The organism is Enterobacter sp. BIDMC 26 (assembly GCF_000534435.1).
GTDB lineage: Bacteria > Pseudomonadota > Gammaproteobacteria > Enterobacterales > Enterobacteriaceae > Enterobacter > Enterobacter ludwigii.
Window position 1 is genome coordinate 163160 of sequence record NZ_KI973182.1, and the last position, 26062, is coordinate 189221.

General features: G+C 55.3%; 24 protein-coding genes and 1 other annotated feature. Of the genes, 13 read left to right on the forward strand and 11 right to left on the reverse strand.

Annotated elements, in window-relative coordinates:
• Positions 1–59 precede the first annotated feature (59 nt).
• Both L462_RS22480 and L462_RS22475 read left to right on the forward strand, forming a co-directional pair.
• Positions 60–1130: a LacI family DNA-binding transcriptional regulator gene (locus L462_RS22480; RefSeq protein WP_032677525.1), complete on the forward strand. Its 1071-nt coding sequence runs from the start codon at positions 60–62 to the stop codon at positions 1128–1130.
• Positions 1131–1233: 103 nt separating this feature from the next.
• Positions 1234–4326 (forward strand): beta-galactosidase, encoded by a 3093-nt coding sequence (locus tag L462_RS22475; protein WP_032677527.1) that lies wholly within the window; start codon positions 1234–1236, stop codon positions 4324–4326.
• Between the two features lie 33 nt (positions 4327–4359).
• Here the strand turns inward: L462_RS22475 and L462_RS22470 are convergent, their stop codons facing one another.
• On the reverse strand, positions 4360–5205 hold the full coding sequence (locus L462_RS22470; RefSeq protein WP_032677529.1) for a nickel/cobalt efflux protein RcnA: 846 nt from the start codon (positions 5203–5205) through the stop codon (positions 4360–4362).
• Between the two features lie 134 nt (positions 5206–5339).
• Here L462_RS22470 and L462_RS22465 point away from each other — a divergent pair, with 134 nt between their 5' ends.
• Positions 5340–5612 carry a metal/formaldehyde-sensitive transcriptional repressor gene (locus L462_RS22465; RefSeq protein WP_020885193.1) on the forward strand — a complete coding sequence of 91 codons (273 nt, stop codon included), beginning with the start codon at positions 5340–5342 and terminating at the stop codon, positions 5610–5612.
• On the opposite strand, the gene L462_RS22460 is transcribed toward L462_RS22465, so the two are convergent.
• On the reverse strand, positions 5605–7170 hold the full coding sequence (locus L462_RS22460; RefSeq protein WP_032677530.1) for an EAL domain-containing protein: 1566 nt from the start codon (positions 7168–7170) through the stop codon (positions 5605–5607). The two genes, L462_RS22465 and L462_RS22460, sit on opposite strands and share 8 nt — an antisense overlap.
• A gap of 208 nt (positions 7171–7378) precedes the next feature.
• Between L462_RS22460 and L462_RS22455 the strand changes: the two genes are divergently transcribed.
• Positions 7379–7639 (forward strand): type B 50S ribosomal protein L31, encoded by a 261-nt coding sequence (locus tag L462_RS22455; protein ID WP_010428154.1) that lies wholly within the window; start codon positions 7379–7381, stop codon positions 7637–7639.
• A 2-nt stretch (positions 7640–7641) separates the two neighbouring features.
• Positions 7642–7782 (forward strand): type B 50S ribosomal protein L36, encoded by a 141-nt coding sequence (gene ykgO, locus L462_RS22450; RefSeq protein ID WP_003859006.1) that lies wholly within the window; start codon positions 7642–7644, stop codon positions 7780–7782.
• On the opposite strand, the gene L462_RS22445 is transcribed toward ykgO, so the two are convergent.
• Positions 7779–8489 carry a GNAT family N-acetyltransferase gene (locus tag L462_RS22445; protein ID WP_032677531.1) on the reverse strand — a complete coding sequence of 237 codons (711 nt, stop codon included), beginning with the start codon at positions 8487–8489 and terminating at the stop codon, positions 7779–7781. The two genes, ykgO and L462_RS22445, sit on opposite strands and share 4 nt — an antisense overlap.
• A 100-nt stretch (positions 8490–8589) precedes the next feature.
• Between L462_RS22445 and L462_RS22440 the strand changes: the two genes are divergently transcribed.
• Entirely contained in the window at positions 8590–10050 is a 1461-nt protein-coding gene (locus tag L462_RS22440) for a MocR-like pyridoxine biosynthesis transcription factor PdxR (protein WP_032677532.1), read from the forward strand.
• Here the strand turns inward: L462_RS22440 and L462_RS22435 are convergent.
• The 6 genes from L462_RS22435 to acrA all read right to left on the reverse strand — a co-directional run bounded on the left by L462_RS22435 (position 10022) and on the right by acrA (position 16862).
• Complete coding sequence (locus tag L462_RS22435; RefSeq protein WP_032677533.1) at positions 10022–10489, reverse strand: YlaC family protein; 468 nt, start codon at positions 10487–10489, stop codon at positions 10022–10024. The genes L462_RS22440 and L462_RS22435 overlap by 29 nt on opposite strands.
• Positions 10490–10606: 117 nt before the next feature.
• Entirely contained in the window at positions 10607–11158 is a 552-nt protein-coding gene (maa, locus tag L462_RS22430) for a maltose O-acetyltransferase (protein ID WP_032677535.1), read from the reverse strand.
• A gap of 209 nt (positions 11159–11367) precedes the next feature.
• Entirely contained in the window at positions 11368–11586 is a 219-nt protein-coding gene (locus L462_RS22425) for an HHA domain-containing protein (protein ID WP_014168902.1), read from the reverse strand.
• 27 nt (positions 11587–11613) lie between these two features.
• The gene (gene tomB / locus L462_RS22420) at positions 11614–11988 is read right to left on the reverse strand and encodes an Hha toxicity modulator TomB (RefSeq protein ID WP_020885187.1); all 375 of its coding nucleotides are present in this window, start codon (positions 11986–11988) and stop codon (positions 11614–11616) included.
• A gap of 511 nt (positions 11989–12499) precedes the next feature.
• The gene (acrB, locus tag L462_RS22415) at positions 12500–15646 is read right to left on the reverse strand and encodes a multidrug efflux RND transporter permease subunit AcrB (protein ID WP_014168904.1); all 3147 of its coding nucleotides are present in this window, start codon (positions 15644–15646) and stop codon (positions 12500–12502) included.
• A gap of 22 nt (positions 15647–15668) precedes the next feature.
• Positions 15669–16862, reverse strand: a complete 1194-nt coding sequence (gene acrA, locus L462_RS22410; RefSeq protein ID WP_032677536.1) for a multidrug efflux RND transporter periplasmic adaptor subunit AcrA — start codon at positions 16860–16862, stop codon at positions 15669–15671.
• Positions 16863–17003: 141 nt separating this feature from the next.
• Here acrA and acrR point away from each other — a divergent pair, with 141 nt between their 5' ends.
• Positions 17004–17657, forward strand: a complete 654-nt coding sequence (gene acrR, locus L462_RS22405; RefSeq protein WP_014168906.1) for a multidrug efflux transporter transcriptional repressor AcrR — start codon at positions 17004–17006, stop codon at positions 17655–17657.
• A 113-nt stretch (positions 17658–17770) separates the two neighbouring features.
• Positions 17771–21118, forward strand: a complete 3348-nt coding sequence (gene mscK, locus L462_RS22400) for a mechanosensitive channel MscK (protein ID WP_032677539.1) — start codon at positions 17771–17773, stop codon at positions 21116–21118.
• 1 nt (position 21119) lies between these two features.
• Here mscK and rsmS read toward each other — a convergent pair whose 3' ends face one another.
• Together rsmS and priC are read right to left on the reverse strand one after the other, a co-directional pair.
• A complete protein-coding gene (gene rsmS / locus L462_RS22395) occupies positions 21120–21305 on the reverse strand; it encodes a pleiotropic regulatory protein RsmS (RefSeq protein ID WP_020885184.1) in 186 nt (61 codons plus the stop codon).
• Positions 21306–21317: 12 nt separating this feature from the next.
• Complete coding sequence (gene priC, locus L462_RS22390; protein ID WP_032677540.1) at positions 21318–21845, reverse strand: primosomal replication protein N''; 528 nt, start codon at positions 21843–21845, stop codon at positions 21318–21320.
• A gap of 50 nt (positions 21846–21895) precedes the next feature.
• Between priC and L462_RS22385 the strand changes: the two genes are divergently transcribed.
• The 5 genes from L462_RS22385 to recR all read left to right on the forward strand — a co-directional run bounded on the left by L462_RS22385 (position 21896) and on the right by recR (position 25985).
• Positions 21896–22273 (forward strand): DUF454 family protein, encoded by a 378-nt coding sequence (locus L462_RS22385; RefSeq protein ID WP_020885182.1) that lies wholly within the window; start codon positions 21896–21898, stop codon positions 22271–22273.
• Positions 22274–22424: 151 nt separating this feature from the next.
• Positions 22425–22976 (forward strand): adenine phosphoribosyltransferase, encoded by a 552-nt coding sequence (apt, locus tag L462_RS22380; RefSeq protein ID WP_000127359.1) that lies wholly within the window; start codon positions 22425–22427, stop codon positions 22974–22976.
• Positions 22977–23064: 88 nt separating this feature from the next.
• Positions 23065–24993, forward strand: coding sequence for a DNA polymerase III subunit gamma/tau (gene dnaX / locus L462_RS22375; RefSeq protein WP_020885181.1), 1929 nt, complete (start codon positions 23065–23067; stop codon positions 24991–24993).
• Positions 24323–24387 (forward strand) — a sequence feature (DnaX frameshifting element). It overlaps the preceding gene by 65 nt.
• 54 nt (positions 24994–25047) lie before the next feature.
• The gene (locus L462_RS22370; protein ID WP_010428194.1) at positions 25048–25380 is read left to right on the forward strand and encodes a YbaB/EbfC family nucleoid-associated protein; all 333 of its coding nucleotides are present in this window, start codon (positions 25048–25050) and stop codon (positions 25378–25380) included.
• Positions 25380–25985: a recombination mediator RecR gene (recR, locus tag L462_RS22365; RefSeq protein WP_006809843.1), complete on the forward strand. Its 606-nt coding sequence runs from the start codon at positions 25380–25382 to the stop codon at positions 25983–25985. The genes L462_RS22370 and recR overlap by 1 nt, the downstream gene beginning before the upstream one ends.
• The last annotated feature ends 77 nt before the right edge of the window (positions 25986–26062 follow it).

Here is a 26062-nt window from a genome sequence, read left to right on the forward strand (position 1 = left end):
GTTTTCATGGCGTCGCTGTGTCAGAATAGTGGCCTTCGAATGACGCGATGCCAGAATGCATGAAAGCAATCACTCTTTATGATGTTGCCCTCCTTGCGGGGGTTTCTTATCAGACCGTTTCCCGTGTGATTAACGACGCGGAGCATGTCTCTGCCCGCACGCGGGAAAAGGTGCAGCAGGCGATGGCGGAACTGCACTACGTCCCCAATCTCAGGGCACAACAGCTGGCGGGTAAACGTACCCGTACGCTTGGCCTTATTACTACCGATCTGGCGCTGCACGCACCTTCGCAAATTGTTTCGGCGGTAAAATCCCGGGCGGTTGAACAGGGGGCGAGCGTGCTTATCTCAATGGTGGAACATCCACAGCAGTGCCAGTCTGCCCTTCAGGCGTTGCTGGCGCAGCGTGTGGAAGCTCTGCTGGTGAATGTGCCGTTGGAGAATTCTCATGCTGAAGCGCTAAAAGCCCTCGCATCGCCCATTCCGGTGCTGTTTCTGGATGTCTCACCCTCGGCTCAGGTAAACAGTCTTGTGTTTAATGCAGAGCAGGGTGCTCGTCTCGGGATTGAGCATCTGCTTTCGCTGGGGCATGAGCGTATAGCGCTGCTGAGCGGACCGGAGAGCTCTGTCTCTGCCCGGGCACGTCTCGCAGGCTGGAACGCCACGCTGGCACAGGCCGGGCTTGAGGCTGTCGCGGTGGCGCACGGCGACTGGAGTGCGGCAAGCGGCTATGAGAAAGGACATTTGCTGTTATCTGCCGCGCAACTCCCGGATGCGATAGTGGTCGCGAACGACCAAATGGCGCTGGGGGTGATGCGCGCCTGTGCGGAAAAAGGGACTGCGATCCCGGGCCAGATGTCGGTTGTCGGGTTCGACGATACGGCAGACAGCGCCTGGTTTTCTCCCCCACTGACCACTATTCGCCAGGCTTTTCGCGAGGCCGGCGAGCGAAGCGTGGAGTGGCTGCTGGCGCCAGTTGAGGGTGACGCATGCTGGCAGGTTCAGCTTCCGGTGACTCTGGTGACCCGCCATTCTACCGCTCGCCACGATCCGCAGCAGATCGAACGCGAGGATCTGGCACAGCAGCTCAGGAGCCTGGCGCTAGCGGCTGAGCAACTTGCCCGCCGGTAAGACTTTTGTGATCTGACTCGCTACCCCGCGATCCGACGCTTTACCGCACCCGGTAGCCAGGGCATGTTAGCTAAAATTGTGAGCGCTTCGCAAAGAGGTTAATATGTCCAACACTCCATCGCTGACCCTCAGCGCACTTCTGGCTCGTCGGGACTGGGAAAACCCGGGGGTCACCCAGTGGAACCGCCTGGCAGCACATGCTCCCTTGCACAGCTGGCGTGACGAACATTCTGCCAGAGAAGACGGGGGAACCGTCAGCCGACGCCTCCTTAACGGGGAGTGGCGTTTTAGCTTCTTTCCTGCGCCAGAGCAGGTTCCTTCGGTATGGGTCAGTGAAGATTGCGCCGATGCCGTGCTGATGCCCGTGCCCTCTAACTGGCAGATGCAGGGGTTCGACATGCCCATCTACACCAACGTAACCTATCCGATCCCCGTAAACCCACCGTTTGTGCCGCAAGAAAACCCAACAGGTTGTTACTCGCTCACATTTGAGATGGATGATGCCTGGCTGCAGAGCGGCCAAACCCGCATTATCTTCGATGGCGTGAACTCGGCGTTTCATCTGTGGTGTAACGGTCAGTGGATCGGTTATTCACAGGACAGCCGACTGCCCGCCGAATTCGATCTCTCAGCGGTGCTGCGCCCTGGCCAGAACCGCATTGCGGTCATGGTGTTGCGCTGGTGCGACGGGAGCTATCTGGAAGATCAGGACATGTGGCGCATGAGCGGGATTTTCCGCGATGTGTCGCTGCTGCATAAGCCAGAGACGCACATTGCCGATTATCAGGTTGTGACTGACCTGAATGCGGAGCGGGATCGCGCGGTGCTGAAGGTGGATCTCGCGCTCGCAGGCGCACAGTTTGCGGAGTGTGAGGTGGCGTTTACCCTGTGGCGCAACGGCGGAAAATGCGCCAGTGCCACCGGGCGGCCGGGCACTGCCGTTGTCGATGAGCGCGGCGGCTGGGCCGAGCGGCTAACGGTGACGTTCCCCGTTGAGGCGCCTGCCTTGTGGAGTGCGGAAAGGCCGGAACTTTATCGCCTGACGATGACCCTTCTGAACGCGCAGGGTGAGGTGCTGGAAACGGAGGCCTGCGATGTGGGGTTCCGCCGCATAGAGATCAGCAATGGCCTGCTGAAGCTCAACGGTAAACCCCTGCTGATCCGCGGCGTTAACCGGCATGAGCATCACCCGGAAAACGGCCAGGTAATGGATGAAGCGACGATGCGCCGCGATATCGAACTCATGAAGCAGCATAACTTCAACGCCGTGCGCTGCTCGCACTATCCGAACCATCCGCTGTGGTACACGCTTTGCGACCGCTATGGTTTGTATGTCGTCGACGAAGCCAATATTGAAACCCACGGCATGGTGCCGATGAGTCGCCTTGCTGACGATCCGCGCTGGCTCCCTGCCATTAGCGAACGCGTCACCCGCATGGTGCAGCGCGACCGCAATCATCCTTCGATTATCATCTGGTCGCTGGGGAATGAGTCCGGCCATGGCGCGAACCATGACGCACTGTATCGCTGGCTGAAAACCACCGATCCGACGCGTCCGGTGCAGTACGAAGGCGGTGGGGCGAATACGGCAGCGACCGATATCGTGTGCCCGATGTATGCCCGGGTCGATGAGGATCAGCCCTTCCCGGCGGTACCGAAATGGTCTGTTAAAAAATGGATCGGCATGCCGGATGAAACGCGTCCGCTTATTCTCTGTGAATACGCCCACGCGATGGGGAACAGCTTCGGTGGTTTTGCCAAATACTGGCAGGCGTTTCGCCGCCATCCTCGCCTGCAGGGGGGATTTGTCTGGGACTGGGTTGACCAGGCGCTGACCAGAAAAGATGAAAATGGCACACCGTTCTGGGCCTACGGGGGAGATTTTGGCGACACGCCCAATGACCGCCAGTTCTGCCTTAACGGGCTGGTTTTTCCCGATCGCACACCGCATCCGGCGCTGTATGAAGCCCAGCGCGCTCAGCAGTTTTTCAGCTTTACGCGGGTAAGTACGTCTCCGCTGGTGATTGAAGTCCACAGCGATTACCTGTTCCGTCATACCGATAACGAGGTGCTGCGCTGGACCCTTGTCCGCGATGGCAATGTGCTGGCCAGAGGGGACGTGACGCTCTCCATTGCTCCCCAGGGCACACAGCGTCTGGACATCGACCTGCCAGCGCTGGCGCCTGAAGCGGGTGACGTCTGGCTGAACGTTGAAGTGCACCAGCCGCGGGCGACGCCGTGGTCACCGGCAAACCATCGCTGCGCGTGGGAGCAGTGGCCGGTTCCGACGCCCCTGTATATCGCCCCGCCAGTGCCAGAAGGTGTACCGCCGGTGTTAACGCAAACTGGCGACGTGCTTGAGCTGGTGCATCAGCAGCAACGCTGGCAGTTCAACCGCGCGTCAGGACACCTGACGCAATGGTGGCGCAATGGCGTTGAAACGCTGCTCTCGCCGCTGATGGATAACGTTAGCCGCGCACCGCTGGACAATGATATTGGTGTGAGCGAGGCCACGCGAATCGATCCGAATGCGTGGGTGGAGCGCTGGAAAGCGGCAGGCATGTACGAGCTCACCCCGCGATTACTGCACTGTGAAGGAGAGCAGCATGCAGCCGAGGCGGTGGTGAAAACCCTGCATGTCTGGGAGTATCGCGCTAAAGCGCTGTTCCTGAGCCGTAAAGTCTGGCGGGTGGACGATCGGGGCGTTTTGCATGGCGATATTCAGGTCGATATTGCGTCTGATATCCCGGAACCGGCACGCGTAGGCCTGAGTGTTCACCTTGCCGCAACGCCGGAAACGGTTCAGTGGCTGGGGCTTGGGCCACATGAAAATTACCCGGACAGAACGCTGGCGGCTCAGCAGGGGCGCTGGACATTACCGCTGGAAGCCATGCACACGCCTTACATCTTCCCGACAGAAAATGGTCTGCGCTGTGATACCCGTGAACTGCTGCTGGGCGCGCATCGGCTGAATGGCCTGTTTCATTTCTCCGTCAGCCGCTACAGCCAGCAGCAGTTGCATGAGACAACCCACCATCATCTGTTGCACGAGGAGCCGGGGTGTTGGCTTAACCTGGACGCGTTCCATATGGGCGTGGGCGGTGATGACTCGTGGAGCCCCAGCGTCTCGCCGGAATTTATTCTGCAGAAACGCCAGCTTCGCTATACCTTCAGCTGGCAGCAGAACCCTGACTGAGCAAAGAGGCGGCCACAGCAGTGGCCGCCTCGCTTACGCCAGGATACCGCTCAGGCCGTGCAGGCTCATGTAAATCCCGACCACAGTAATCAGGGCGGCGGAGATCCACGGTGCTTTTCGTGAAAACTCGCTGAAACCCGGCCAGCGTTTTGTCGCATGCTTAAGGCTCAGGGCGGCAATCGCACCGGAAGCGACCAGCGTTAACGCCAGACCAATACTGAAGCTGAATACCAGCGTTGCGCCGAGGGCAAAATGCTTCAGCTGCAGGCAGATGAGCAGGACCGTGATTGAGGCCGGGCAGGGGATAAGCCCTCCGGTCAGACCAAACAGTGCAATTTGTCCGGTGGTAACGTTCTGGCCGTTGAAGCGGCGGTTAATATCCTGCGCATGCGCGCGCTGGTGGGCGTCCTGCCACTCTTCTTCAACCAGTGGATGCCCATGGTCGTGATGATCATGATGGTGGTCATGGTCATGGTCATGGTCGTGATGATCATGATGATGGTCATGGTGATCGTGATGATGGTGGTGATCGTGTGGCCGACTCTCCTTCCAGGTTCGCCAGGCCATCCACAGGGCGATCAGCACGATCAGTATCCCCGAGACCAGCTGGAACCAGGGCTCAGACGTATGCGCATCCCAGCCCCGGCCAAACCATAATCCTGCCATGGCAATGATCCAGACCACCGCCGTATGGGAAAGCGTTGCCGCCAGACCAAGCAACACCGCCTGTTTCAGCGTACCACGAATAGCCACAATAAACGCGGCCATCATCGTTTTGGAGTGGCCCGGCTCCAGGCCATGCAGCGCGCCGAGGAGGATAGCGCTGGGTACAAACAGCCAGGCATTGCCCTGCTGCAGGAGTGAAGCAAAATTGTTCATGGAAAATTCCGGAGTGGAAAGCGTGTTCAGATACTACTCCCCCCCAGTAGACTAATACTACCCCCCAGTAGAAAAATACTCAGGGGGAGTAGAGCATGATATGCTTTAAAAGCCATACGATGAGGGAGACAGAGATGTCACATACGGTTCGCGACAAGAAGATGTTATTGACTCGCCTGAAGAAAATTCAGGGGCAAAGCGCTGCCCTGGAAAAAATGCTCAATAGCGACCACGAATGCGCCGACGTGTTACAACAGCTGGCGGCGATCCGCGGCGCGGTAAACGGCATGATGATGCAGGTGATCGAAGGTCATCTCACCGATCATGTGGTGAAAGAGCCTGAAGAAGCTCAGCGCGAAGCCGATCTTGGCGTCGTGTTACAGGTGATCAAATCCTATCTTAAGTAGGATGTGTTTTGAGGTTATCTTCCGCCCAAAGAATAAAGTCCGCTTTCGGCAACGCCTTGCTGTAGTACCAACCCTGCCCATACTGCACGCCGTGACGACGTAGCCAGGCGAGTTGCCCTTCGGTCTCCACGCCTTCCGCAACCATCGCCAGCTTCAGCGATTTTGCCATTTCAATAATGTGTGGCGTCACGTTTTTATATTCCAGTGCATCCACAAACGCTTTATCGATTTTTAGCGTGTCGACATCCAGATCCTGCAGGTAGCTCAGGCTGGAATAGCCCGTACCGAAATCATCAATATAGATTGCGTGGCCTGAATGACGAAAGGCGGCGATGGCCGGTGCGCTGATTTTAGGATCGGCAAAGCCGCGCTCGGTTAACTCAAGGGCGATCTGTTGCGGATGGACTTTCCACTTATTCATTAAGTGACTCAACAATGGCGGGAGTTTTCCCGAGGTCAAATCGGCCGGCGCGAGGTTAATGGAAATATGCTGACCGGCGTGAAGGTGCAGCCAGTAGCCCATATCCTCAAACACCTTTTCAATGACCAAATGCGTCAGCTGCGAGATGAGCCCCGTTTGCTCAGCAAGCGGCACAAAAATATCCGGTGAAAGGCTGCTCCCGTCAGGCTGGGGCCAGCGGGTTAGCGCCTCTGCGCCCACAATCTTCCCGCTAGAGAGTTCAATAATGGGCTGGTAATGCACCACAAATTCCCGGTTATTGATGGCGTCAAGCAGGCGGTTGCGTGGCGACTGGATGCGACGCAGCAGTCGCAAAACAAAGAGTGCGGCAAGCAGGCTTATCAGTATGCCGAACGGCAGCCAGATAAGAAGTTGCTTGTGCCAGGTTTCAGCCAGCGGTTTTAACGCCGCCCAGGCGACCACCGTAAACCCCAGTTCAGGAACAGGCTTCATAATGTATATCGAGCCGTTGTACTGAATGCGGGTGACGCCCTGATCCTTAACCAGATTGCGGATATGCGGATCGAGCTTGCTGCTGCTGGCAAAAATGAGATGTGATTTGCTGCCCACCAGGGCGGCATCTGTGGCGATCTCACCGAAAGGGATCACATCGACAAGCGAGGCAGGATCCACCAGCACCAGATAGTGGCCCCGACCCAGGACCGCCATGTAGCGGCTAAAACCGAGATCGTTTTGCGTGGTGAGCCATGTGCCATAACCATCTTCCGTGATTCGCATGGGCGGCGGGAAAGGGGCCGACTGACTGGTTTGTTCCAGGGACGAGCAAAGGGGTTCAAGATTGTTGATATAAATAACTTCCTGAACATAACGCCATGAAAAAGCGACCCGCCGCATCTCCCTTAAATGCATAACGCTACAGGGGATCCCTTTAAAGGTCTGCAGGCTGTTGAGCGCTTCTTTAGCATCATCCACCACCCTGGCGGTACGTATCAGCACGCGTGAGGCATAGCTATCCAGCGCATCGACAAACTTATCTTCCGCCTGGCGATGTGCCAGCCAGATGCTCAGGCTAATCGGAACCAGCACCGCAATGATAAGTACGCCGGTCACCAGACTGACCAGATGTCGGGTTTTCATGGTGCTGTTTCCTTCCTCTTATGCCCGCTCCTGGGCGCTGAAAAACCTGCCAGAGGAGAAAGATTTTACCGCTAAATGATAAAGTTATAGCACGCGCAGGTCATGATTTACGGCACAACAGAAAATATCGTCGGGGCAGAGGGGTTGTTTTTTCAGCAGGGGTTAGATATTATTTTGTTATGTTATAACAAAACATAAAGAGTTTACGATGAAACCAGATATCCACCCAGCCTATCGCACCGTGGTGTTCCACGACACCAGTGCTAATGAATACTTTAAAGTCGGCTCAACCATTAAGACCGACCGCGAAATTGAACTCGACGGTGAAACATATCCGTATATCACCATCGAGGTCTCTTCAAAATCGCACCCGTTCTACACCGGCAAGCAGAAAACGTTCTCGACGGATGGCAGTGCGGCGCGCTTCCGTAAGCGTTTCGGCGGCTTTCTTAATGCGAAGCGGGGATAACCATGCAGGTACTTAACTCATTGCGCAGTGCAAAACAGCGTCACCCGGATTGCCAGATAGTCAAACGCAAGGGACGCTTATACGTGATTTGCAAATCCAATCCGCGCTTTAAGGCGGTTCAGGGACGTAAGAAAAGACGCTAGACGCGTGCTTCGTGCCAGCTTTCCAGGGATCTTTTTTGGTTGCCATCGGCAGTAAAATTGTCGGTGGCAAGCCAGCCTTCAAAGGCACTCGCCAGCGCCGGCCACTCTTTGTCGAGAATCGAAAACCAGTCGGTATCCCGGTTATGACCTTTCGTGACCAGCGCCTGACGAAAACGCCCCTCAAACTGAAAGCCAAGACGCAGTGCCGCCTTGCGCGAAGGCGCATTCAGGCTGTTGCACTTCCACTCGTATCGACGATACCCAAGGGTGTCGAACACGTATCGCATCAGCAGATATTGCGCTTCCGTCGACATCGGCGTGCGGCTGAGCAGCGGGGAGAAATGAACATGTCCCACCTCCACGACGCCGTTGGTTGGATCGATCCGCATCAGAGCCAGCGTGCCGACCGGAGACTGGGTCTGGTTGTCGATAACGCTAAAGTGAATCGGATCGGATAAGTCACGCACGCTCTCTACCCACCCTGCAAACGCCTCTGCGCTGGCATCCGGCTCACGCAACAGCCACGTCCAGCTGCGGGTATCTTCGGCCAGAGAATACGCGCTGAACAACGCCTCAGCGTGCTCCACCCGCAGCGGCTCAAGGCGACAATAGTGGCCCTGAAGCACCACACGTGAAGGGTGCTGGCGGGGTTGCCAGTCGATAAGTGCTTCGCCTACTGGCTGTCCAAACTCATTGAATGTTTTCATTTTACTGTCCGTGACGTTGATAAGAACGCCAGACTAGTGAATTACTGGTTCCTTAAAAAGTGCCACTCAGCTATGTTTTGGTGGTACCACGGGAGGCGAAATGAACATACCGGGCGATGAATTTTATACTTTGCTGAATGCCGCGTTGAAAGCGCGGGGGGAAGAGACGCTACAGCGCGCGCTGTATCATGCATTGCGTGAGGCGATACTGTGCGGCCGGCTACACGCCGGGAGCCGGCTTCCCGGTTCGCGACTGTTGGCTCAGCAGCTCTCGCTTTCACGGAATACCGTCAATGCGGCGCTGGAACAGCTGACGCTCGAAGGGTATCTGCTGCGTAACCGCCAGGGGACGCGGGTGGCGCAGCTGGCGCAGCGTACGCTCGTTCAGGCATTGCCGGACTCTGCCGTCGCGCTCGGCAGCCGGGTCGCCTCGCTGCCTGCGCCGGTGCCGCGTGATACCCCGGTTCCGGCATTTACGCCGGGAACACCGGCCATCAACTACTTTCCCCTGCCGCTGTGGCGGCGCTTGTACGACCGGGTTCTGCGCGAAGAGGGCAGCGCGCTGTTAGGGTATGGCGATCCTGCCGGAGAGCCGTCGCTGCGGGCGGCCATTGCTCGCCACCTTGCCCTTTCGCGCGGCATTGACTGCGATGCCAGTCAGATAGTAATGACCGAAGGTGCGCTTGAGGGGGTAAACCTTTGCACGATGCTGCTGAGCGAACCCGGCAGCGTCGCGTGGGTGGAAGATCCTGGCTATGGTGGGGCTAAAAGCGCCTTTGCCAAAGCGGGCTTAGTCATGACGGGGATGCCGGTTGATGACGAAGGCATGTTCTGGGAAGGGCTGGATACGCCGTCCCCTGCGCTTATTTTCACCTCACCTTCGCACCAGTTTCCGTACGGAAGCGTGCTCAGTGCGCGGCGACGCCTGGCGCTGCTGGATCTGGCCCGGCAGCATAACGCCTGGATTATTGAAGATGATTACGACAGCGAGTTTCGTTATTCCGGTGAGCCCGTGCCTGCAATGCTGGGAATGGTCAACAATGCGCCGGTTGTCTATCTCGGTACCTTCAGCAAAACCCTCTTTCCGTCGCTGAGAATGGGGTTCATGGTGTTACCCCCGGCGCTGGCAAAAGCGGCCCGTCCGGCCATTGGCGCGCTGCTGCGTGGCGGGCATCGCGCCGAACAGCGAACCCTGGCGCTGTTTATTGAGGAAGGACATTATGCCCGCCACCTTGCCGCCATGCGCCGGCTCTACCGTAAGCGCTACCGGCAGCTGCGTGAGGTGCTGAGTGCTGAGCTTCATATTCCGCATCGCATTCTGGCGGGTGAAGGGGGGATGCATCTGACGCTGTCAATAGACGGCATCGACGACCAAAAAGTGGTCGAGCAGGCGAGGGCGTTTCAGCTGGCACCCGCTGCACTGAGCGGGTATTACCTGGAGCCGAAGCAGGGGCAAACCGGTCTGGTGTTAGGTTACGGCAATACCTCTGCTTCTCAGTTTGTGTCGGGTATTCGACGCATACAGGCTTTAATCACGCAGCAGCAGGACGGGAAAGGGTAAAGACATCATAAAAAGAGAGCTGACCTTTGGTGGATACCATCTTCTGCAGCTTCTCTTTTTGCACCGTTTCAACCGCGGGGGAGTGCATGATGCTTTCGATCAGCTCCGGCGGCACGTAACGCGTGTTATACCATTCACCGTTATAGCAAACCCGGAAATCAAGGACGTCGATATCTTCGTAGCGGTAGCGGGGATTAACGTCAAAAAAGAAAAAGGCGTTAAACACCACAAAGAGAATGACAAGCAGCCAGACGGAGTCCACCAGAGTTTCGGACTTCAGCATCACAATCAGTGTCGCCAGCCAGGCGGCATACATTGCGACAAACAGTCCAGGGTGTTTGCGAATAAAGCTGATGCTAAAGCGCGGGCGATTGTCGCGCTTTTCGCGGTGATTAAGATCGTCGATGGTGGCAGTAAGCAGGCGCTGTATCTCGGTCATTTTTTGCCTTTATGAGAATTGACAATACAGGATGTCTGCCAATTTTAGGGGAGCCATTTGGCTGAAAAAAGTAACAGTCAGGCGCTAAAAGACCATAACAGTTGACTCCCCGCCACTTTACAGCCGTTTAATGATTGTTGCCGGATTGCCGCCGACGACGACATTCGCCGGGACGTCTTTCGTTACGATAGCGCCGGAGGCCACCACCACATTATCACCCAACGTAACGCCCGGGTTAATAACCGCACGTCCGCCAATCCAGACGTTGTTGCCGATGGTCACCGGCTTGCCAAACTCCACGCCGCTATTACGCGCGTCGGCGTCCAGCGGATGGGTTGCCGTGTAAATATGCACCCCTGGCGCGAGCATGCAGTTGTCGCCAATATGTATCGGGCAGACATCCAGCATCACGCAATCGAAATTGGCGTAAAATTCTTTGCCCAGATAAATGTTATATCCATAGTCACAGCGGAAGCTCGGCTCAATATAGGCCCCTTCGCTTTGCCCGAGGAGTTCCGCCAGAATGTTCTGGCGTTCGAGTTTCTCATCAGGTGCAGTATGGTTATAACGGTGAACCAGGTGTCGGGCGCGTAATCGGTCGACCCGTAATGTTTCATCACCAGGGCGGTAATGTTCACCTGCAATCATCTTCTGCTTTTCTATGCTCATTGGGAACCTCACTGGTCGTCTTTACCGTAGGGTAATCGGAACCGGATAACAGGGGAACGTTCCCGGAAAACCACTGTGACTATAATCACAATAATATTGCGGATGAGCACGTTTTACACGAAGACCTGCACTGGGGCAGGAGGGTATAACCAGAAAGTTGAATACAGCTGAAAAAGTGGCGTAGAACCTCTACAGACACACTTCAAAGATTAACGGACAAATCTCCACACGGACGTTGGGATTTTGTCATACAGCTTATTCATGGTCAGTTCTGCAAGACGGTGGTCAGCCGCTGAATAAAATACCGCCAGTTCATTATCAGAAAGCTCGTATTTATTCTTTTCAATTACACGTTCAAGCGTGTCTATTGACTGACAGCGTCGCAAACGCATCAAATAATCGATTTTTGTGAGTGGTTTTTCAGACATAAATTTACCTTACTAATTGTAATAATTTTAACAGGAAAGACTAACGGGGTTAGCTCTGCTCACGTTGATGAAGCAACGAAATAGTCGGTTGCCCGATTTACGCCATTTCTGCAAATCTTGCGCATTAATGCCGTAGCTGCTGAACAACATAAAGGTGTCATCCAGGTATTCATCAATTTGCTCAATCAGCTTATTATCTTCATTGTACTTAATTTTATAATTAAGTGCGAAGGTTGCAATATGCTCGATCAACTCGTTTAACTGTAAATTGATGGCAGACGTTGGGTCGTTTACCCAGCCATGGTTACTTTCATCAAGATTGGCAAGGCAGTCATGGTACAAGGATTCGCAGAGAAATTTCAACTGCGCGATATCATGCCTTTTTGGCGAGTACTCGTCCATAGCGCATCCCCTTCTGAGTGATTTCTTACTCACCGAACATCATGTCGGGATGGATACAACATACTTAGCCGCACGGGTGCTGTGTTCCTGATAACTCTAACTATAATCCACTCTGATCAAGATTTCACCGCGCTATTACGAAAAATTACAAATAAAAGCACTGACTGCGAGCCTTTACGCAAATGTGCCTTCAGAACTAAACATTTTTATCCAGATTAACGCGGAACTTTTTTCGCTCCCTTACGTTTCATTGGCTTAGCGTAAACAATCCTAAGATGTCCAAATCCGGAGTTATCTTTGTCTGAAGATATGGTTAGGAATATTCCTAATCACTTAAGCAGGGAAATGAAATTAAAAAAATCCTGAATTCACCGATTACGTTATCACTTAATTATGATATGTCATTTTAGGCGGCAGGAAATAAATAGAAGCACAATAAGCCTATTTTATGATTTTTTTCTGAAAAAGAAAAAGGCCGCTAATGCGGCCTTTTTATCATGTGAAACCGGTATCAGTGCGGTTCTACCGAATGACTGTGCTCAATATCTTCATTCTTGCGGCTAAAGCGGCGGCGAACCACCACGAAGAATACCGGAACGAAGAAGATAGCAAGTACGGTTGCGGTAACCATACCCCCCATAACGCCTGTACCGACGGCGTTCTGTGCACCGGAACCCGCACCGGTACTGATAACCAGCGGCATTACCCCGAGGATAAATGCAAGCGATGTCATCAGGATTGGGCGCAGACGCATACGCACCGCGTCAAGGGTCGCCTCAATCAGGCCTTTACCTTCTTTCTCCATCAGATCTTTGGCGAATTCAACGATAAGTATCGCGTTCTTCGCCGACAAGCCAATGGTTGTCAGCAGGCCCACCTGGAAGTACACGTCGTTGGTTAATCCACGGAACGTTGCCGCAAGCAGTGCACCAATAACCCCCAGTGGCACCACCAGCATAACGGAGAACGGAATCGACCAGCTCTCATACAGTGCCGCCAGACACAGGAAGACCACAATCAGTGAAATGGCGTACAGGGCAGGGGCCTGGTTACCGGACAGACGTTCCTGGTAGGACATACCGGTCCAGTCATAGCCGATACCCGCAGGCAGTTTACCTGCCAGCTCTTCCATCAGGTTCATGGCTTCACCGGTGCTTCGGCCTGGTGCGGCCTGACCCAGGATCTCCATGGATGGCAGCCCGTTATAACGTTCCAGACGCGGCGAACCGTATTCCCAGTGTGACGTAGAGAAGGATGAGAACGGCACCATCTGACCGTTGTTGCCGCGAACGTACCAGTTGTTGATATCGTTCGGTAACATACGGTATTGCGCTTCTGACATCACGTACACTTTCTTCACACGACCACGGTCGATGAAGTCGTTGACGTAGCTACCGCCCCAGGCCGCGCCCAGCGTGGTATTGATGTCACTGATGGAAACGCCCAGTGCCTGCGCTTTCTCCTGATCGATGTCGATTTTGTACTGAGGCGTATCTTCCAGACCGTTAGGACGCACGCCGACCAGAAGGTCAGGGTGTTTCGCCACTTCACCGAACAGCTGGTTACGTGCCTGCGTCAGTTTTTCATGACCCAGACCGCCCTGGTCAATCAGCTGGAAGTCGAAACCTGTCGCTGTCCCCAGTTCAACAATCGCTGGCAGGTTAAAGGCGAAGACCATCGCATCTTTAATCTGTGAGAACGTGCCCATTGCACGGCCAGTAATCGCCTCAACTTTGTTCTCTTCGCCCGGACGTTCTGACCAGTCTTTCAGAGAAACGAAGGCAATACCGGTGTTCTGACCACGACCCGCAAAGCCAAAGCCGTTAACCGCAAACACGGATTCAACGTTAGCTTTCTCTTTGGTGAGGTAGTAATCCGTTACTTCATCCAGCACCTTCTGGGTACGTTCTTGCGAGGCACCCGCCGGCAGCTGTGCCATCGTCAGGAACACGCCCTGGTCTTCATCTGGCAGGAACGAGCTTGGCAGACGAACGAACAGATAGGCCATCCCCACCACGATGATGATATAGAGCAGCAGGTAACGACCGGTGCTGCGCAGGATGTTACCCACGCTGTCGGTGTAGTGATGCGTGCTCTTATCAAACATGCGGTTAAACCAGCCGAAGAACCCTTTATGCTCGCCGTGACCGCCTTTCTGAACAGGTTTCAGCATGGTGGCACACAGTGCAGGCGTCAGGATCAATGCAACCAGTACCGACAGCGCCATCGCCGAGACAATGGTGATGGAGAACTGACGATAAATTGCACCGGTAGAGCCGCCAAAGAAGGCCATTGGGATAAATACCGCAGACAGTACCATCGCGATACCGACCAGCGCGCCCTGGATCTGGCCCATGGATTTACGGGTTGCTTCCTTCGGCGGTAGACCTTCTTCCGCCATGACACGCTCGACGTTTTCTACCACCACGATGGCGTCATCCACAAGCAAGCCGATGGCGAGCACCATCCCGAACATCGTCAGGGTATTTATCGAGTAGCCAAAGATGGCCAGTATGGCGAAGGTCCCGAGCAATACGACCGGTACGGCGATGGTTGGGATCAGCGTCGCGCGGAAGTTTTGCAGGAACAGATACATGACCAGGAATACCAGGATGATCGCTTCTGCCAGGGTTTTAACCACTTCGTGAATCGAGATTTTGACGAACGGCGTGGTGTCATACGGATAAACGATCTTCAGGCCTGACGGGAAGAACGGTTCCATCTTCTTCAGTTCCGCACGGATAGCCGTTGCGGTGTCCAGGGCGTTAGCACCTGTCGCCAGTTTGATCCCGAGACCGGAAGCCGGCTTACCGTTAAACTTCGCAATGATGTCGTAGTTTTCGCCACCCAGTTCCACTTTCGCCACGTCGCGCAGACGAACCTGTGAACCGTCCTGATTCACCTTCAGCAGAATTTTGCTGAACTCATCGGCGGAGGTCAGACGGGTCTGTGCGATGATCGAGGCGTTAAGCTGCTGGCCTTTCACCGGCGGGGTACCGCCTAACTGACCGGCGGCAACCTGGGCGTTCTGCGCTTTGATAGCGTTGATCACGTCCACCGGCGTCAGCTGGAAGTTGTTCAGTTTGTTCGGATCCATCCAGATACGCATCGCGTACTGAGAACCGAACAGCTGAACGTCACCCACACCAGACGTACGGCTGATGGCGTCCTTCATGTTGGCGCCCACGTAGTCGGAAATATCCTCCTGCGTCATGGTGCCGTTGGTGTTGATAACGCCAACAACCATCAGGAAGCTACTGGACGATTTCTCGACGCTCACACCCTGCTGTTGTACTTCTTGTGGCAGCAACGGCATGGCGAGCTGCAGTTTGTTCTGGACCTGAACCTGCGCGATGTCAGCATCAGTACCTGACTGGAAGGTCAGGGTGATCTGTACCGTACCGGTTGAGTCACTGTTTGAGGACATGTACATCAGGTTATCGATACCGTTCATGTTCTGTTCGATAACCTGTGTCACGGTGTCCTGCACCGTTTTTGCATCAGCCCCGGGGTAGGTTGCGGAAATTGTTACCGCCGGTGGCGCAATCGTTGGATATTGCGCGACAGGCAGCTTCAGGATCGCAAGTCCCCCAGCCAGCATGATGATGATGGCGATCACCCATGCAAATATGGGGCGATCGATAAAGAAATTAGGCATGTCTTAACGGCTCCTGTTTAAGTTAAGACTTGGTTTGTTCTGACTGGCCAGCGGCCGAAGCTTGTTGTTTATCGTCAGATTTCACTTCCTGTGCTTTGACCTGCGCGCCAGGACGAACTTTTTGCAAACCAGTAATAATCACGCGATCGCCATCTTTCAGACCTTCCGTCACCAGCCATTTATCGCCAATCGCCTGCGTGGCAGTGATGTTGCGCGTTTCGACTTTGTCATCAGCCCCGACAACCAGTGCACTCGCGTCGCCACGTGGGGTACGGGTGACACCCTGCTGAGGCACCAGAAGTGCGGTTGGGTTGGTGCCTTCTTCCAGACGCGCGCGAACGAACATACCAGGTAAGAGTGTCTTATCCGGGTTCGGGAAAATCGCACGTAAGGTGATGGAACCGGTGGTTTGGTCGACCGTCACATCGGAGAATTCCAGTGTGCCTGCCTGCGGGAACTTGATACCGTCATTGGTCACGAGCTCCACTTTGGCTTTACCGTTTTCCTGCTTCAGCGTGCCGTTTGCCAGCTCTTGTTTCAGGCGCAGGAAATCGTTGCTGGACTGGGTCACGTCAACGTAAATCGGATCAAGCTGCTGCACGGTGGCCAACGCGTTGGTCTGACCGTTCTGCACCAGCGCCCCTTCCGTGACGGAAGATTTACCGATGCGACCGCTGATTGGGGAGGTCACTTTGGTATAGGCGAGGTTGATACGCGCTGTTTCCACTGCAGCTTTCGCGGCAATCACGGCGGCGTTAGTCTGCTGTGCATCAGACAGGGCAGTGTCATAATCCTGTTGACTGATGTACTGGGTACCGAGCAGTTTTTTGTAACGGTTCAGCGTCAGTTGGGAGATTTTGGCTGCAGCTTCTGCTTTCGCCAGATCGCCTTTCGCGCTCTCATAGGAGGCCTGGTAGGTTGCCGGATCAATCTGATACAGAGACTCGCCAGCTTTCACTTCACCACCCTCGGTGAAGTTACGTTTCAGGATGATACCACTCACCTGAGGACGCACTTCTGCGATGCGGTATGCGCTGGTACGGCCCGGTAATTCTGTCGTTATCTGGAGAGGTTCGGACTTGAGCGTCACCACGCCAACTTCTGGCACCTGCTGAGCTCCTTGTTGAGCCTGTTTGTCGTCACATCCTGTTAGCGCTAAGCTGCCTGAGAGCATCAGAACGACCGCCAGAGGCGTTAACCCTCTGTTTTTGTTCATATGTAAACCTCGAGTGTCCGATTTCAAATTGATCAATGGTCCTGAGTCCAAAAACCCATTGCTGCGTTTATATTATCGTCATGCTATGGTACATACATTCACAAATGTATGTAAATCTGACTCCTGTAAATTCACTAACGTATGGCACGAAAAACCAAACAACAAGCGCTTGAAACCCGACAACACATTCTGGATGTGGCTATGCGTTTGTTTTCTCAGCAGGGTGTTTCGTCAACCTCGCTGGCGCAGATTGCTCAGGCCGCGGGCGTCACGCGGGGAGCGATTTACTGGCATTTTAAAGACAAGACAGATCTGTTCAGTGAAATCTGGCAACTCTCAGAGTCCAGCATTAGCGATCTTGAGACTGAGTATCGGGCAAAATTCCCCGAGGATCCACTCTCAGTATTAAGAGAAATATTAGTATATATCCTTGAAGCAACGGTAGTTGAAGAACGTCGCAGGTTAATGATGGAAATCATCTACCATAAATGCGAGTTGGTCGGAGAGATGGCGGTCGTCCAGCAGGCGCAGCGCAGCCTGTGTCTGGAAAGCTACGATCGCATTGAACAGGTCCTCACCCAGTGCATGCAGGCGAACCAGCTGCCGGCGACGTTAATGACCCGACGGGCGGCAGTCCTGATGCGCAGTTATATTTCCGGCCTGATGGAAAACTGGCTTTTCGCCCCGGACTCCTTTGACCTGAAGAACGAAGCCCGCAGCTATGTCGCTATTTTCCTGGAGATGTGCCAGCTCTCCCCGACGCTGCATGGCAAGTCAGGCTCGCTAACAGCCTGACGCGATTCCAGGATTTCTCTTAGAGGCTCACGTTCGCGCTATTCTGCTTCAGGCGAGCGTGATATCCTGCACGCCGGACTATTTTCGGTCATCTTCTGACATCATTCACAACTATGCTGCACACCAATCGCTCGCAACATCCTGTTCTTGTATTTTTATTGGCGACGCTGTTTTTCTTCGCAACGGCACCGCTTTCCTGGGCCCGCGCCGATAACAACAATGACATCCCTTCACGCAGTGATGTTCAGTCGCAACTCGACACCCTGAATAAACAAAAAGACCTCTCTGCTCTGGATAAGCTCGTTCAGCAGGATCTGACGGAGACGCTGGAAACGCTTGATAAAATTGAGCGTGTTAAAGCGGAAACCACACAGCTTCGGCAGAAAGTGGCGCAGGCGCCTGAAAACATGCGTAAGGCCACGGAATCGCTGAATGCCCTGAGCGATGTGGATAATGACGACGAAACCCGTAAAACGCTCGCGACCCTGTCATTGCGTCAGCTGGAATCGCGCGTCGCACAGCTGCTCGACGATCTGCAAACGGCGCAGTCCGATCTCGGCACGTACAACAGCCAGCTTGTCTCCCTGCAAACCCAGCCCGAACGCGTGCAAAATGCGATGTACGCCGCCTCTCAGCAGCTGCAGCAGATCCGCAACCGTCTGAACGGTACGTCGGTTGGCGAAGGCACCCTGCGCCCAACGCAGCAAACGCTGCTGCTGGTGCAGCAGGCCTTACTGAATGCACAAATCGAACAGCAGCGTAAAAGCCTGGAAGGGAATACGGTGCTGCAGGATACGCTCCAGAAGCAGCGCGACTACGTAACGGCGAACATTAATCGTCTGGAACATCAGCTTCAGCTGTTGCAGGAGGCGGTTAACAGTAAGCGCCTTACGCTGACGGAGAAAACGGCTCAGGAAGCCGTCTCACCGGACGAAACTGCCCGCATTCAGGCGAACCCGCTGGTGAAACAGGAGCTCGAGGCTAACCATCAGCTGAGCCAGCGCCTGATAGTGGCAACAGAAAGCGGGAACTCGCTGGTTCAGCAAAATATCAGAGTGAAAAACTGGCTGGACCGCGCGCTGCAGGCTGAACGCAACATTAAAGAGCAGATTGCGGTTCTGAAAGGCAGCCTGCTGCTGTCGCGTATTCTCTACCAGCAACAGCAGACGCTGCCGTCCGCCGATGAGCTCGAGGACATGACCAACCGCATTGCGGATTTGCGTCTGGAACAATTCGATGTGAACCAGCAGCGCGACGCCCTTTTCCAGAGCGATACGTTTGTCGCCAAATTGGAAGAGGGCCATTCCAGTGAAGTGAACCCGGAAGTTCACGATGCACTGCTGCAGGTTGTGGATATGCGCCGCGAGCTGCTCGACCAGCTCAACAAACAGCTCGGCAACCAGCTGATGATGGCGATTAACCTGCAGATCAACCAGCAACAGCTGGTGAGCGTGTCGAAAAGTCTGCAGGAGATCCTGACCCAGCAGATTTTCTGGGTTAACAGCAACAAGCCGATGGACTGGGACTGGATCAAATCCTTCCCTGAAACGCTGAAGGCGCAGATTAAGAGCATGAAAATCACCGTAAACTGGGAGAAAGCCTGGCCTGCGGTGATGATTGCCTTCCTGGCGGGGCTCCCGCTGCTGCTGATTGCCGGCCTGATCCGCTGGCGTCTGGGCTGGCTGAAGAAATACCAGGATAAGCTGGCGTCTGAAGTGGGGCAACTGCGTAATGACAGTCAGCTGCACACGCCAAAAGCGATTCTGATCGATCTGATCCGCGCGCTGCCGGTCTGCCTGATTATTCTGGCGGTGGGGCTTATCCTGCTGACGATGCAGCTCAACATCAGCGACCTGCTGTGGGCGTTCAGTAAAAAACTGGCCCTGTTCTGGCTGGTGTTTGGCGTGTGCTGGAAAGTGCTGGAAAAAGACGGCGTTGCGGTGCGTCATTTCAACATGCCTGCGCAACTGACCAGCCACTGGCGTCGTCAGATTGTACGCGTCAGCCTGGCGCTGTTGCCGCTGCACTTCTGGTCCGTCGTCGCTGAGCTGTCTCCGCTGCACCTGATGGACGATGTCATGGGCCAGCTGGTTATTTTGCTGAACCTGCTGCTCATTGCCATCCTGATGTGGCCGATGTGCCGCGACAGCTGGCGGGATAAAGAGTCTCACAACATTCGTCTGGCCACCGTGACGGTACTGGCGATTATTCCGCTGGCACTGATGGTGCTCACGGCGACGGGGTACTTCTATACCACGTTGCGCCTGTCCGGACGCTGGATTGAAACCGTCTATCTGGTGATCGTCTGGAACCTGCTTTATCAGACCGTACTGCGCGGCCTGAGCGTGGCGGCTCGCCGCATCGCTTATCGTCGTGCCATCGCGCGTCGCCAGCATCAGGTGAAGGAGGGGGCCGAAGGCGCGGAGCCACAGGAAGAGCCAACCATCGCGCTGGAGCAGGTTAACCAGCAGACACTGCGTATCACCATGCTGGTGATGATCGCGCTGTTTGCGGTGATGTTCTGGGCGATCTGGTCTGATTTAATCACCGTCTTCGCCTACCTCGACAGTATCACCCTCTGGCAATACAACGGCACCGAAGCGGGCGCTGCGGTAATGAAAAGCGTGACCATGGGCAGCCTGCTCTTTGCCCTGGTGTCGTCAGTGGTTGCCTGGGCGTTGATTCGAAACCTGCCAGGCCTGCTTGAAGTGCTGGTGCTGTCGCGTCTGAACCTGCGTCAGGGGGCGTCGTATGCCATCACCACCATCCTCAACTACGTCATTATTATTGTCGGGGCGATGACGGTCTTTGGATCGCTTGGCGTCTCGTGGGATAAGCTGCAGTGGCTGGCGGCCGCGCTCTCTGTCGGTCTCGGTTTTGGCTTGCAGGAGATCTTCGGTAACTTTGTTTCCGGCCTGATCATTCTGTTCGAACGTCCGGTACGTATCGGTGATACCGTCACCATCGGCACCTTCTCGGGAACGGTCAGCAAGATCCGTATTCGTGCCACCACCATCACAGACTTCGATCGCAAAGAGGTGATCATCCCGAACAAAGCGTTCGTCACCGAGCGGCTGATCAACTGGTCGCTCTCCGACACCACAACGCGCGTCGTCATTCGACTGGGTGTGGCCTACGGCTCCGATCTGGATAAAGTGAAAGAGGTGTTGTTAAAAGCCGCGAAATCGCATCCTAAGGTGATGCACGAGCCCGCCCCAGATGTGTTCTTCACCACCTTTGGGCCGAGCACGCTGGATCACGAGCTGCGGTTATACGTGCGTGAGCTGCGCGATCGCAGCTACACCGTGGATGAGCTGAACCGCACTATCGATCGTCTGTGCCGTGAAAATAACATTAACATCGCCTTCAACCAGCTTGAAGTTCACCTGCGTAACGAGAAAGGTGATGAGCATACGGAAGTGAAGCGCGAGATTCAGGGTGACGATCCTACCCCGGCGTAATTCAGGTTCCCTCTCCCGGTGGGAGAGGGGCAGGGTGAAGGCGACTGGCCTTCACCTTGCCTTCAAAATCCGTCTTCACTATCTCAAGTGCTTTCAGCACCGTCTGGGCAGGGATGTCATGATTCTCCAGCAGCATAATCAAATCGACGGCCAGCTTGACCTCATCCGGTGCATTTTCCAGTGACATTTACGGCTCCTGTTAACGGGTCAGACGTTCAATGACGCGTTCAATTTCATCCAGTGCCTGACGGCAACGAACGATGCGGCCCTCGAGGGCGCTAATCTCTCGCATTAATAACTGCTGCTCTTCCAGCGTCTCGCTTGCGTTCAGGCGCGTTTCCCGCTCCTGCTTCATCTCAAACAGACGGCGCGCAAACTCCTGGTTCTCCAGCCGCTTGCGCTGCCATTTACCGAGACCCGGCGACGCGCTGTCCCAGACGCGTAGCGGCCAGGCGGTCATTTCACGGTGCAGGGCGGTGATCTGCTCGGTGAGATGTTCCGCAAGCCAGGCGACCTGTTGCTGTTGATTGTTCTCAACCGCATGGCGCAACTCATCAAGATTCGTCTGCGCCTCAGCAACATAATCCTGGATGCGCGTGCTGCGGGTACGAAAAAGCTGCCGGTCAAAGCGCGGCTTCAGCGTAGCATGCCCCATTAACGGCGTAGCCTGCGCGCGCAGGGTGGACAGCTGATTTTGCAGCGTCTCCAGAAGCAGGGCTGTTTTCAATACGCTCTCCAGTGGTAAAGTAGCCGTTCAGTTTGATAACGATTCGCATTATGCAGCGTACTATTTTAATCATCATTGGCTGGCTCGCGGTAGTGTTAGGCACGCTGGGCGTGGTTTTGCCCTTATTGCCCACTACGCCTTTTATCCTGCTGGCAGCCTGGTGCTTCGCCCGTTCATCGCCGCGCTTTCACCACTGGCTGCTGTACCGCTCCTGGTTTGGCGGCTATTTGCGCCACTGGCAAAAACATCGGGCAATGCCGCCCGGTGCGAAGCCGCGTGCGATCGCGGTGATCCTGATTACCTTTGCCATTTCATTATGGCTGGTGAAAATGATGTGGGTGCGTATTCTGTTGCTGACGATCCTCGCCTGTCTGCTTTTCTTTATGTGGCGGATCCCCGTGGTTGATGAAAAGCAACAAAAGCACTGAAGCCTTATAATGGCTGTTGCAATTATTGCGCGCAGCCAGTAAATTCGACCGTTTTCGAGCACAGCTGCGCCTGGTCAAAGGTTAAACAATTGTTACCCTGGCCGACTCGTTGCGCGCTGTGAGTAACACTGTTTCATTTAGGCACAAACCGATGACCGCAACTGCACAGCAGCTTGAATATCTGAAAAACAGCATCAAAAGTATCCAGGACTATCCAAAGCCTGGCATTCTTTTCCGTGATGTCACCAGCTTGCTGGAAGACCCGAAAGCGTACGCGCTCAGCATTGAACTGCTGGTCGAGCGTTATAAAAACGCCGGGATCACCAAAGTAGTGGGTACCGAAGCCCGTGGATTCCTGTTTGGCGCGCCGGTCGCGCTGGCAATGGGTGTTGGCTTTGTGCCGGTGCGTAAACCGCGCAAACTGCCGCGTGAAACCATCGCAGAGAGCTACGAACTGGAGTACGGCACCGATCAGCTGGAAATCCACGTTGATGCGATCAAGCCTGGCGATAAAGTGCTGGTGGTTGACGATCTGCTGGCGACCGGCGGCACGATTGAAGCGACCGTGAAGCTGATCCGTCGTCTGGGTGGTGAAGTGACCGACGCGGCATTCATCATTAACCTGTTTGACCTGGGTGGCGAACAGCGCCTGGAAAAACAGGGCATTACCAGCTACAGCCTGGTGCCTTTCCCGGGTCATTAATCCCGGTTTTCACAACCTCGCTCAATGGGTGAGGTTGTGATAGCATTCCCCTCCATAAATTCACCTTCCAGCGTTGCAGAGCCTGCCCATGAGTTATCAGGTGTTAGCCCGTAAATGGCGACCACAAACCTTTGCTGACGTTGTCGGTCAGGAGCATGTGCTGACGGCCCTGGCGAACGGCTTGTCGCTAGGTCGCATCCATCACGCTTATCTTTTCTCCGGCACCCGCGGCGTCGGTAAGACCTCTATTGCCCGTTTGCTGGCAAAAGGTCTGAACTGCGAAACCGGGATCACCGCCACGCCGTGCGGCGTGTGTGACAACTGCCGTGAAATTGAGCAGGGGCGCTTTGTCGATCTGATTGAGATCGACGCCGCCTCGCGCACGAAAGTGGAAGATACCCGCGATCTGCTCGACAACGTGCAGTACGCGCCGGCGCGTGGCCGCTTCAAGGTCTACCTGATCGATGAAGTGCACATGCTGTCACGCCACAGTTTCAACGCCCTGCTGAAAACGCTGGAAGAGCCGCCCGCGCATGTGAAATTCCTGCTGGCGACCACCGATCCGCAAAAGCTGCCGGTCACTATTTTGTCGCGTTGCCTGCAGTTCCATCTGAAGGCGCTGGACGTCGAGCAGATTCGCGCTCAGCTTGAACATATTCTTGATGAAGAGAAGATTGTCCACGAACCGCGCGCCCTGCAGCTGCTGGCCCGCGCAGCAGACGGCAGCCTTCGTGATGCCTTAAGTCTCACCGACCAGGCGATTGCCAGCGGTGACGGTAAACTCTCGACCGATGCGGTCAGCACCATGCTCGGCACGCTGGATGACGATCAGGCGCTTTCTCTCATCGAAGCGATGATTGCCGCCAACGGTGAACGCGTCATGTCGCTGGTGAACGCCGCGGCTGCCCGGGGCATTGAATGGGAAGCGCTGCTGGTTGAGATGCTGAGTCTGCTGCACCGCGTGGCGATGCTGCAGCTTTCTCCGTCAGCCATCGGTGCCGATATGGCGGTTATTGAACACCGGATGCGTGAACTTGCGCGCACCGTCCCACCGGCTGACGTGCAGCTTTATTACCAGACGCTGCTGATTGGCCGCAAAGAGCTGCCGTTTGCGCCGGATCCCCGGATGGGCGTTGAAATGACCCTGCTGCGTGCGCTGGCGTTCCATCCGCGCATGCCTCTGCCGGAGCCGGAAGTGCCCCGACAGTCTTTTGCTCCGGTCGCCCCCACTGCGGTGATGTCGCCTCAGCAGGTGCCACCGCAGCCGACGGCTCCCCCGCAGCAGAACGTACCGCTGCCGGAGGCCACCAGTTCGGTGCTTGCCGCACGAAGCCAGTTGCAACGTGCTCAGGGAGCAACCAAACCAAAAAAGAGTGAACCGGCAGCGCCAGGAAGAGCGCGGCCGGTGAACAACGCCGCGCTTGAACGACTGGCTTCGGTTACGGAGCGCGTTCAGTCGCGCCCTGCACCGTCCGCGCTCGAGCAAAAAGCCCCGGTGAAAGAAGAGGCTTACCGCTGGAAGGCAACGACCCTCGTTGAAGAGGTGAAAGAAGAAGTTGCCACACCGAAAGCGCTAAAAAAGGCGCTGGAGCATGAAAAAACACCTGAGCTTTCCGCGAAACTTGCCGAAGAGTCTATTGAGCGTGACGCGTGGGCCGCAGAGGTCAGTAAACTGCAGTTGCCGAAACTGGTTGAGCAGGTCGCGCTGAATGCCTGGAAAGAGCAGGACGGTCATCAGGTACGTTTACACCTGCGACCGGGTCAGCGGCACCTGAATTCCCCTGGCGCGCAAAAAGCGCTGGCCGAGGCGCTCACCGCATTACACGGTGCACCGGTTGAATTGACTATCATTGAAGATGATAATCCGGCGGTGCGAACGCCACTGGAATGGCGTCAGGCGATTTATGAAGAGAAGCTCGCGCAAGCGCGCGAGTCGATTATCGCGGATAACAATATCCAGACTCTGCGCCGGTTCTTCGACGCCGATCTGGATGAAGAGAGTATTCGCCCCATTTGATCGTGAGTCTGACTTACGGTTGTAATCCTTAAACGTGAAAGAAGAGAGAAGCCTATGTTTGGTGGAAAAGGCGGTCTGGGTGGCCTGATGAAGCAGGCTCAGCAGATGCAGGAAAAAATGCAGAAGATGCAGGAAGAGATCGCTCAGCTGGAAGTCACGGGTGAATCCGGTGCCGGTCTGGTCAAGGTGACCATCAACGGTGCGCATAACTGCCGTCGCGTTGAAATCGACCCAAGCCTGCTTGAAGACGACAAAGACATGCTGGAAGATCTGGTTGCAGCCGCGTTTAACGATGCTGCGCGCCGTATCGATGAAACTCAGAAAGAGAAAATGGCCTCTGTTTCCAGCGGTATGCAACTGCCGCCTGGCTTCAAGATGCCATTCTGATGCAAACCAGTCCGCTGCTCACGCAGTTAATGGAAGCACTGCGCTGTCTGCCGGGTGTCGGCCCGAAGTCGGCGCAGCGCATGGCGTTTACGCTATTGCAGCGCGACCGCAGCGGCGGGATGCGCCTGGCGCAGGCTTTGACCCGTGCCATGTCAGAAATTGGTCACTGTGCGGATTGCCGTACCTTTACCGAGCAGGACGTGTGTAACATCTGCACTAATCCGCGTCGTCAGGAAAACGGTCAGATTTGCGTGGTGGAGAGTCCGGCGGACATCTATGCCATCGAACAGACCGGGCAGTTTTCTGGCCGCTATTTTGTGCTGATGGGGCATCTCTCCCCGCTGGACGGTATTGGCCCGGACGATATCGGTCTCGATCGCCTTGAACAGCGTCTTGAGTCCGAAACGATCAAAGAGGTGATCCTCGCCACCAACCCAACGGTGGAAGGGGAAGCTACGGCCAACTACATCGCCGAATTGTGCGCACAGTATGGCGTTGACGCCAGCCGCATCGCTCACGGCGTGCCAGTGGGCGGTGAGCTGGAGATGGTGGACGGCACCACGCTGTCCCACTCTCTGGCTGGACGTCACAAGATTATTTTCTGACCAAACGGAGGCTGCAATCGCGGCCTCCGCTTGAAATTCTCCCCTCGTATCCCCATCTCTCCCTCAACGTTTTAAAA

Coding starts and splice junctions, on each gene's coding strand:
- L462_RS22480 (WP_032677525.1), top strand. CDS start 60: ATGAAAGCAATCACTCTTTATGATGTTGCCCTCCTTGCGGGGGTTTCT.
- L462_RS22475 (WP_032677527.1), top strand. CDS start 1,234: ATGTCCAACACTCCATCGCTGACCCTCAGCGCACTTCTGGCTCGTCGG.
- L462_RS22470 (WP_032677529.1), bottom strand. CDS start 5,205: ATGAACAATTTTGCTTCACTCCTGCAGCAGGGCAATGCCTGGCTGTTT.
- L462_RS22465 (WP_020885193.1), top strand. CDS start 5,340: ATGTCACATACGGTTCGCGACAAGAAGATGTTATTGACTCGCCTGAAG.
- L462_RS22460 (WP_032677530.1), bottom strand. CDS start 7,170: ATGAAAACCCGACATCTGGTCAGTCTGGTGACCGGCGTACTTATCATT.
- L462_RS22455 (WP_010428154.1), top strand. CDS start 7,379: ATGAAACCAGATATCCACCCAGCCTATCGCACCGTGGTGTTCCACGAC.
- ykgO (WP_003859006.1), top strand. CDS start 7,642: ATGCAGGTACTTAACTCATTGCGCAGTGCAAAACAGCGTCACCCGGAT.
- L462_RS22445 (WP_032677531.1), bottom strand. CDS start 8,489: ATGAAAACATTCAATGAGTTTGGACAGCCAGTAGGCGAAGCACTTATC.
- L462_RS22440 (WP_032677532.1), top strand. CDS start 8,590: ATGAACATACCGGGCGATGAATTTTATACTTTGCTGAATGCCGCGTTG.
- L462_RS22435 (WP_032677533.1), bottom strand. CDS start 10,489: ATGACCGAGATACAGCGCCTGCTTACTGCCACCATCGACGATCTTAAT.
- maa (WP_032677535.1), bottom strand. CDS start 11,158: ATGAGCATAGAAAAGCAGAAGATGATTGCAGGTGAACATTACCGCCCT.
- L462_RS22425 (WP_014168902.1), bottom strand. CDS start 11,586: ATGTCTGAAAAACCACTCACAAAAATCGATTATTTGATGCGTTTGCGA.
- tomB (WP_020885187.1), bottom strand. CDS start 11,988: ATGGACGAGTACTCGCCAAAAAGGCATGATATCGCGCAGTTGAAATTT.
- acrB (WP_014168904.1), bottom strand. CDS start 15,646: ATGCCTAATTTCTTTATCGATCGCCCCATATTTGCATGGGTGATCGCC.
- acrA (WP_032677536.1), bottom strand. CDS start 16,862: ATGAACAAAAACAGAGGGTTAACGCCTCTGGCGGTCGTTCTGATGCTC.
- acrR (WP_014168906.1), top strand. CDS start 17,004: ATGGCACGAAAAACCAAACAACAAGCGCTTGAAACCCGACAACACATT.
- mscK (WP_032677539.1), top strand. CDS start 17,771: ATGCTGCACACCAATCGCTCGCAACATCCTGTTCTTGTATTTTTATTG.
- rsmS (WP_020885184.1), bottom strand. CDS start 21,305: ATGTCACTGGAAAATGCACCGGATGAGGTCAAGCTGGCCGTCGATTTG.
- L462_RS22385 (WP_020885182.1), top strand. CDS start 21,896: ATGCAGCGTACTATTTTAATCATCATTGGCTGGCTCGCGGTAGTGTTA.
- apt (WP_000127359.1), top strand. CDS start 22,425: ATGACCGCAACTGCACAGCAGCTTGAATATCTGAAAAACAGCATCAAA.
- dnaX (WP_020885181.1), top strand. CDS start 23,065: ATGAGTTATCAGGTGTTAGCCCGTAAATGGCGACCACAAACCTTTGCT.
- L462_RS22370 (WP_010428194.1), top strand. CDS start 25,048: ATGTTTGGTGGAAAAGGCGGTCTGGGTGGCCTGATGAAGCAGGCTCAG.
- recR (WP_006809843.1), top strand. CDS start 25,380: ATGCAAACCAGTCCGCTGCTCACGCAGTTAATGGAAGCACTGCGCTGT.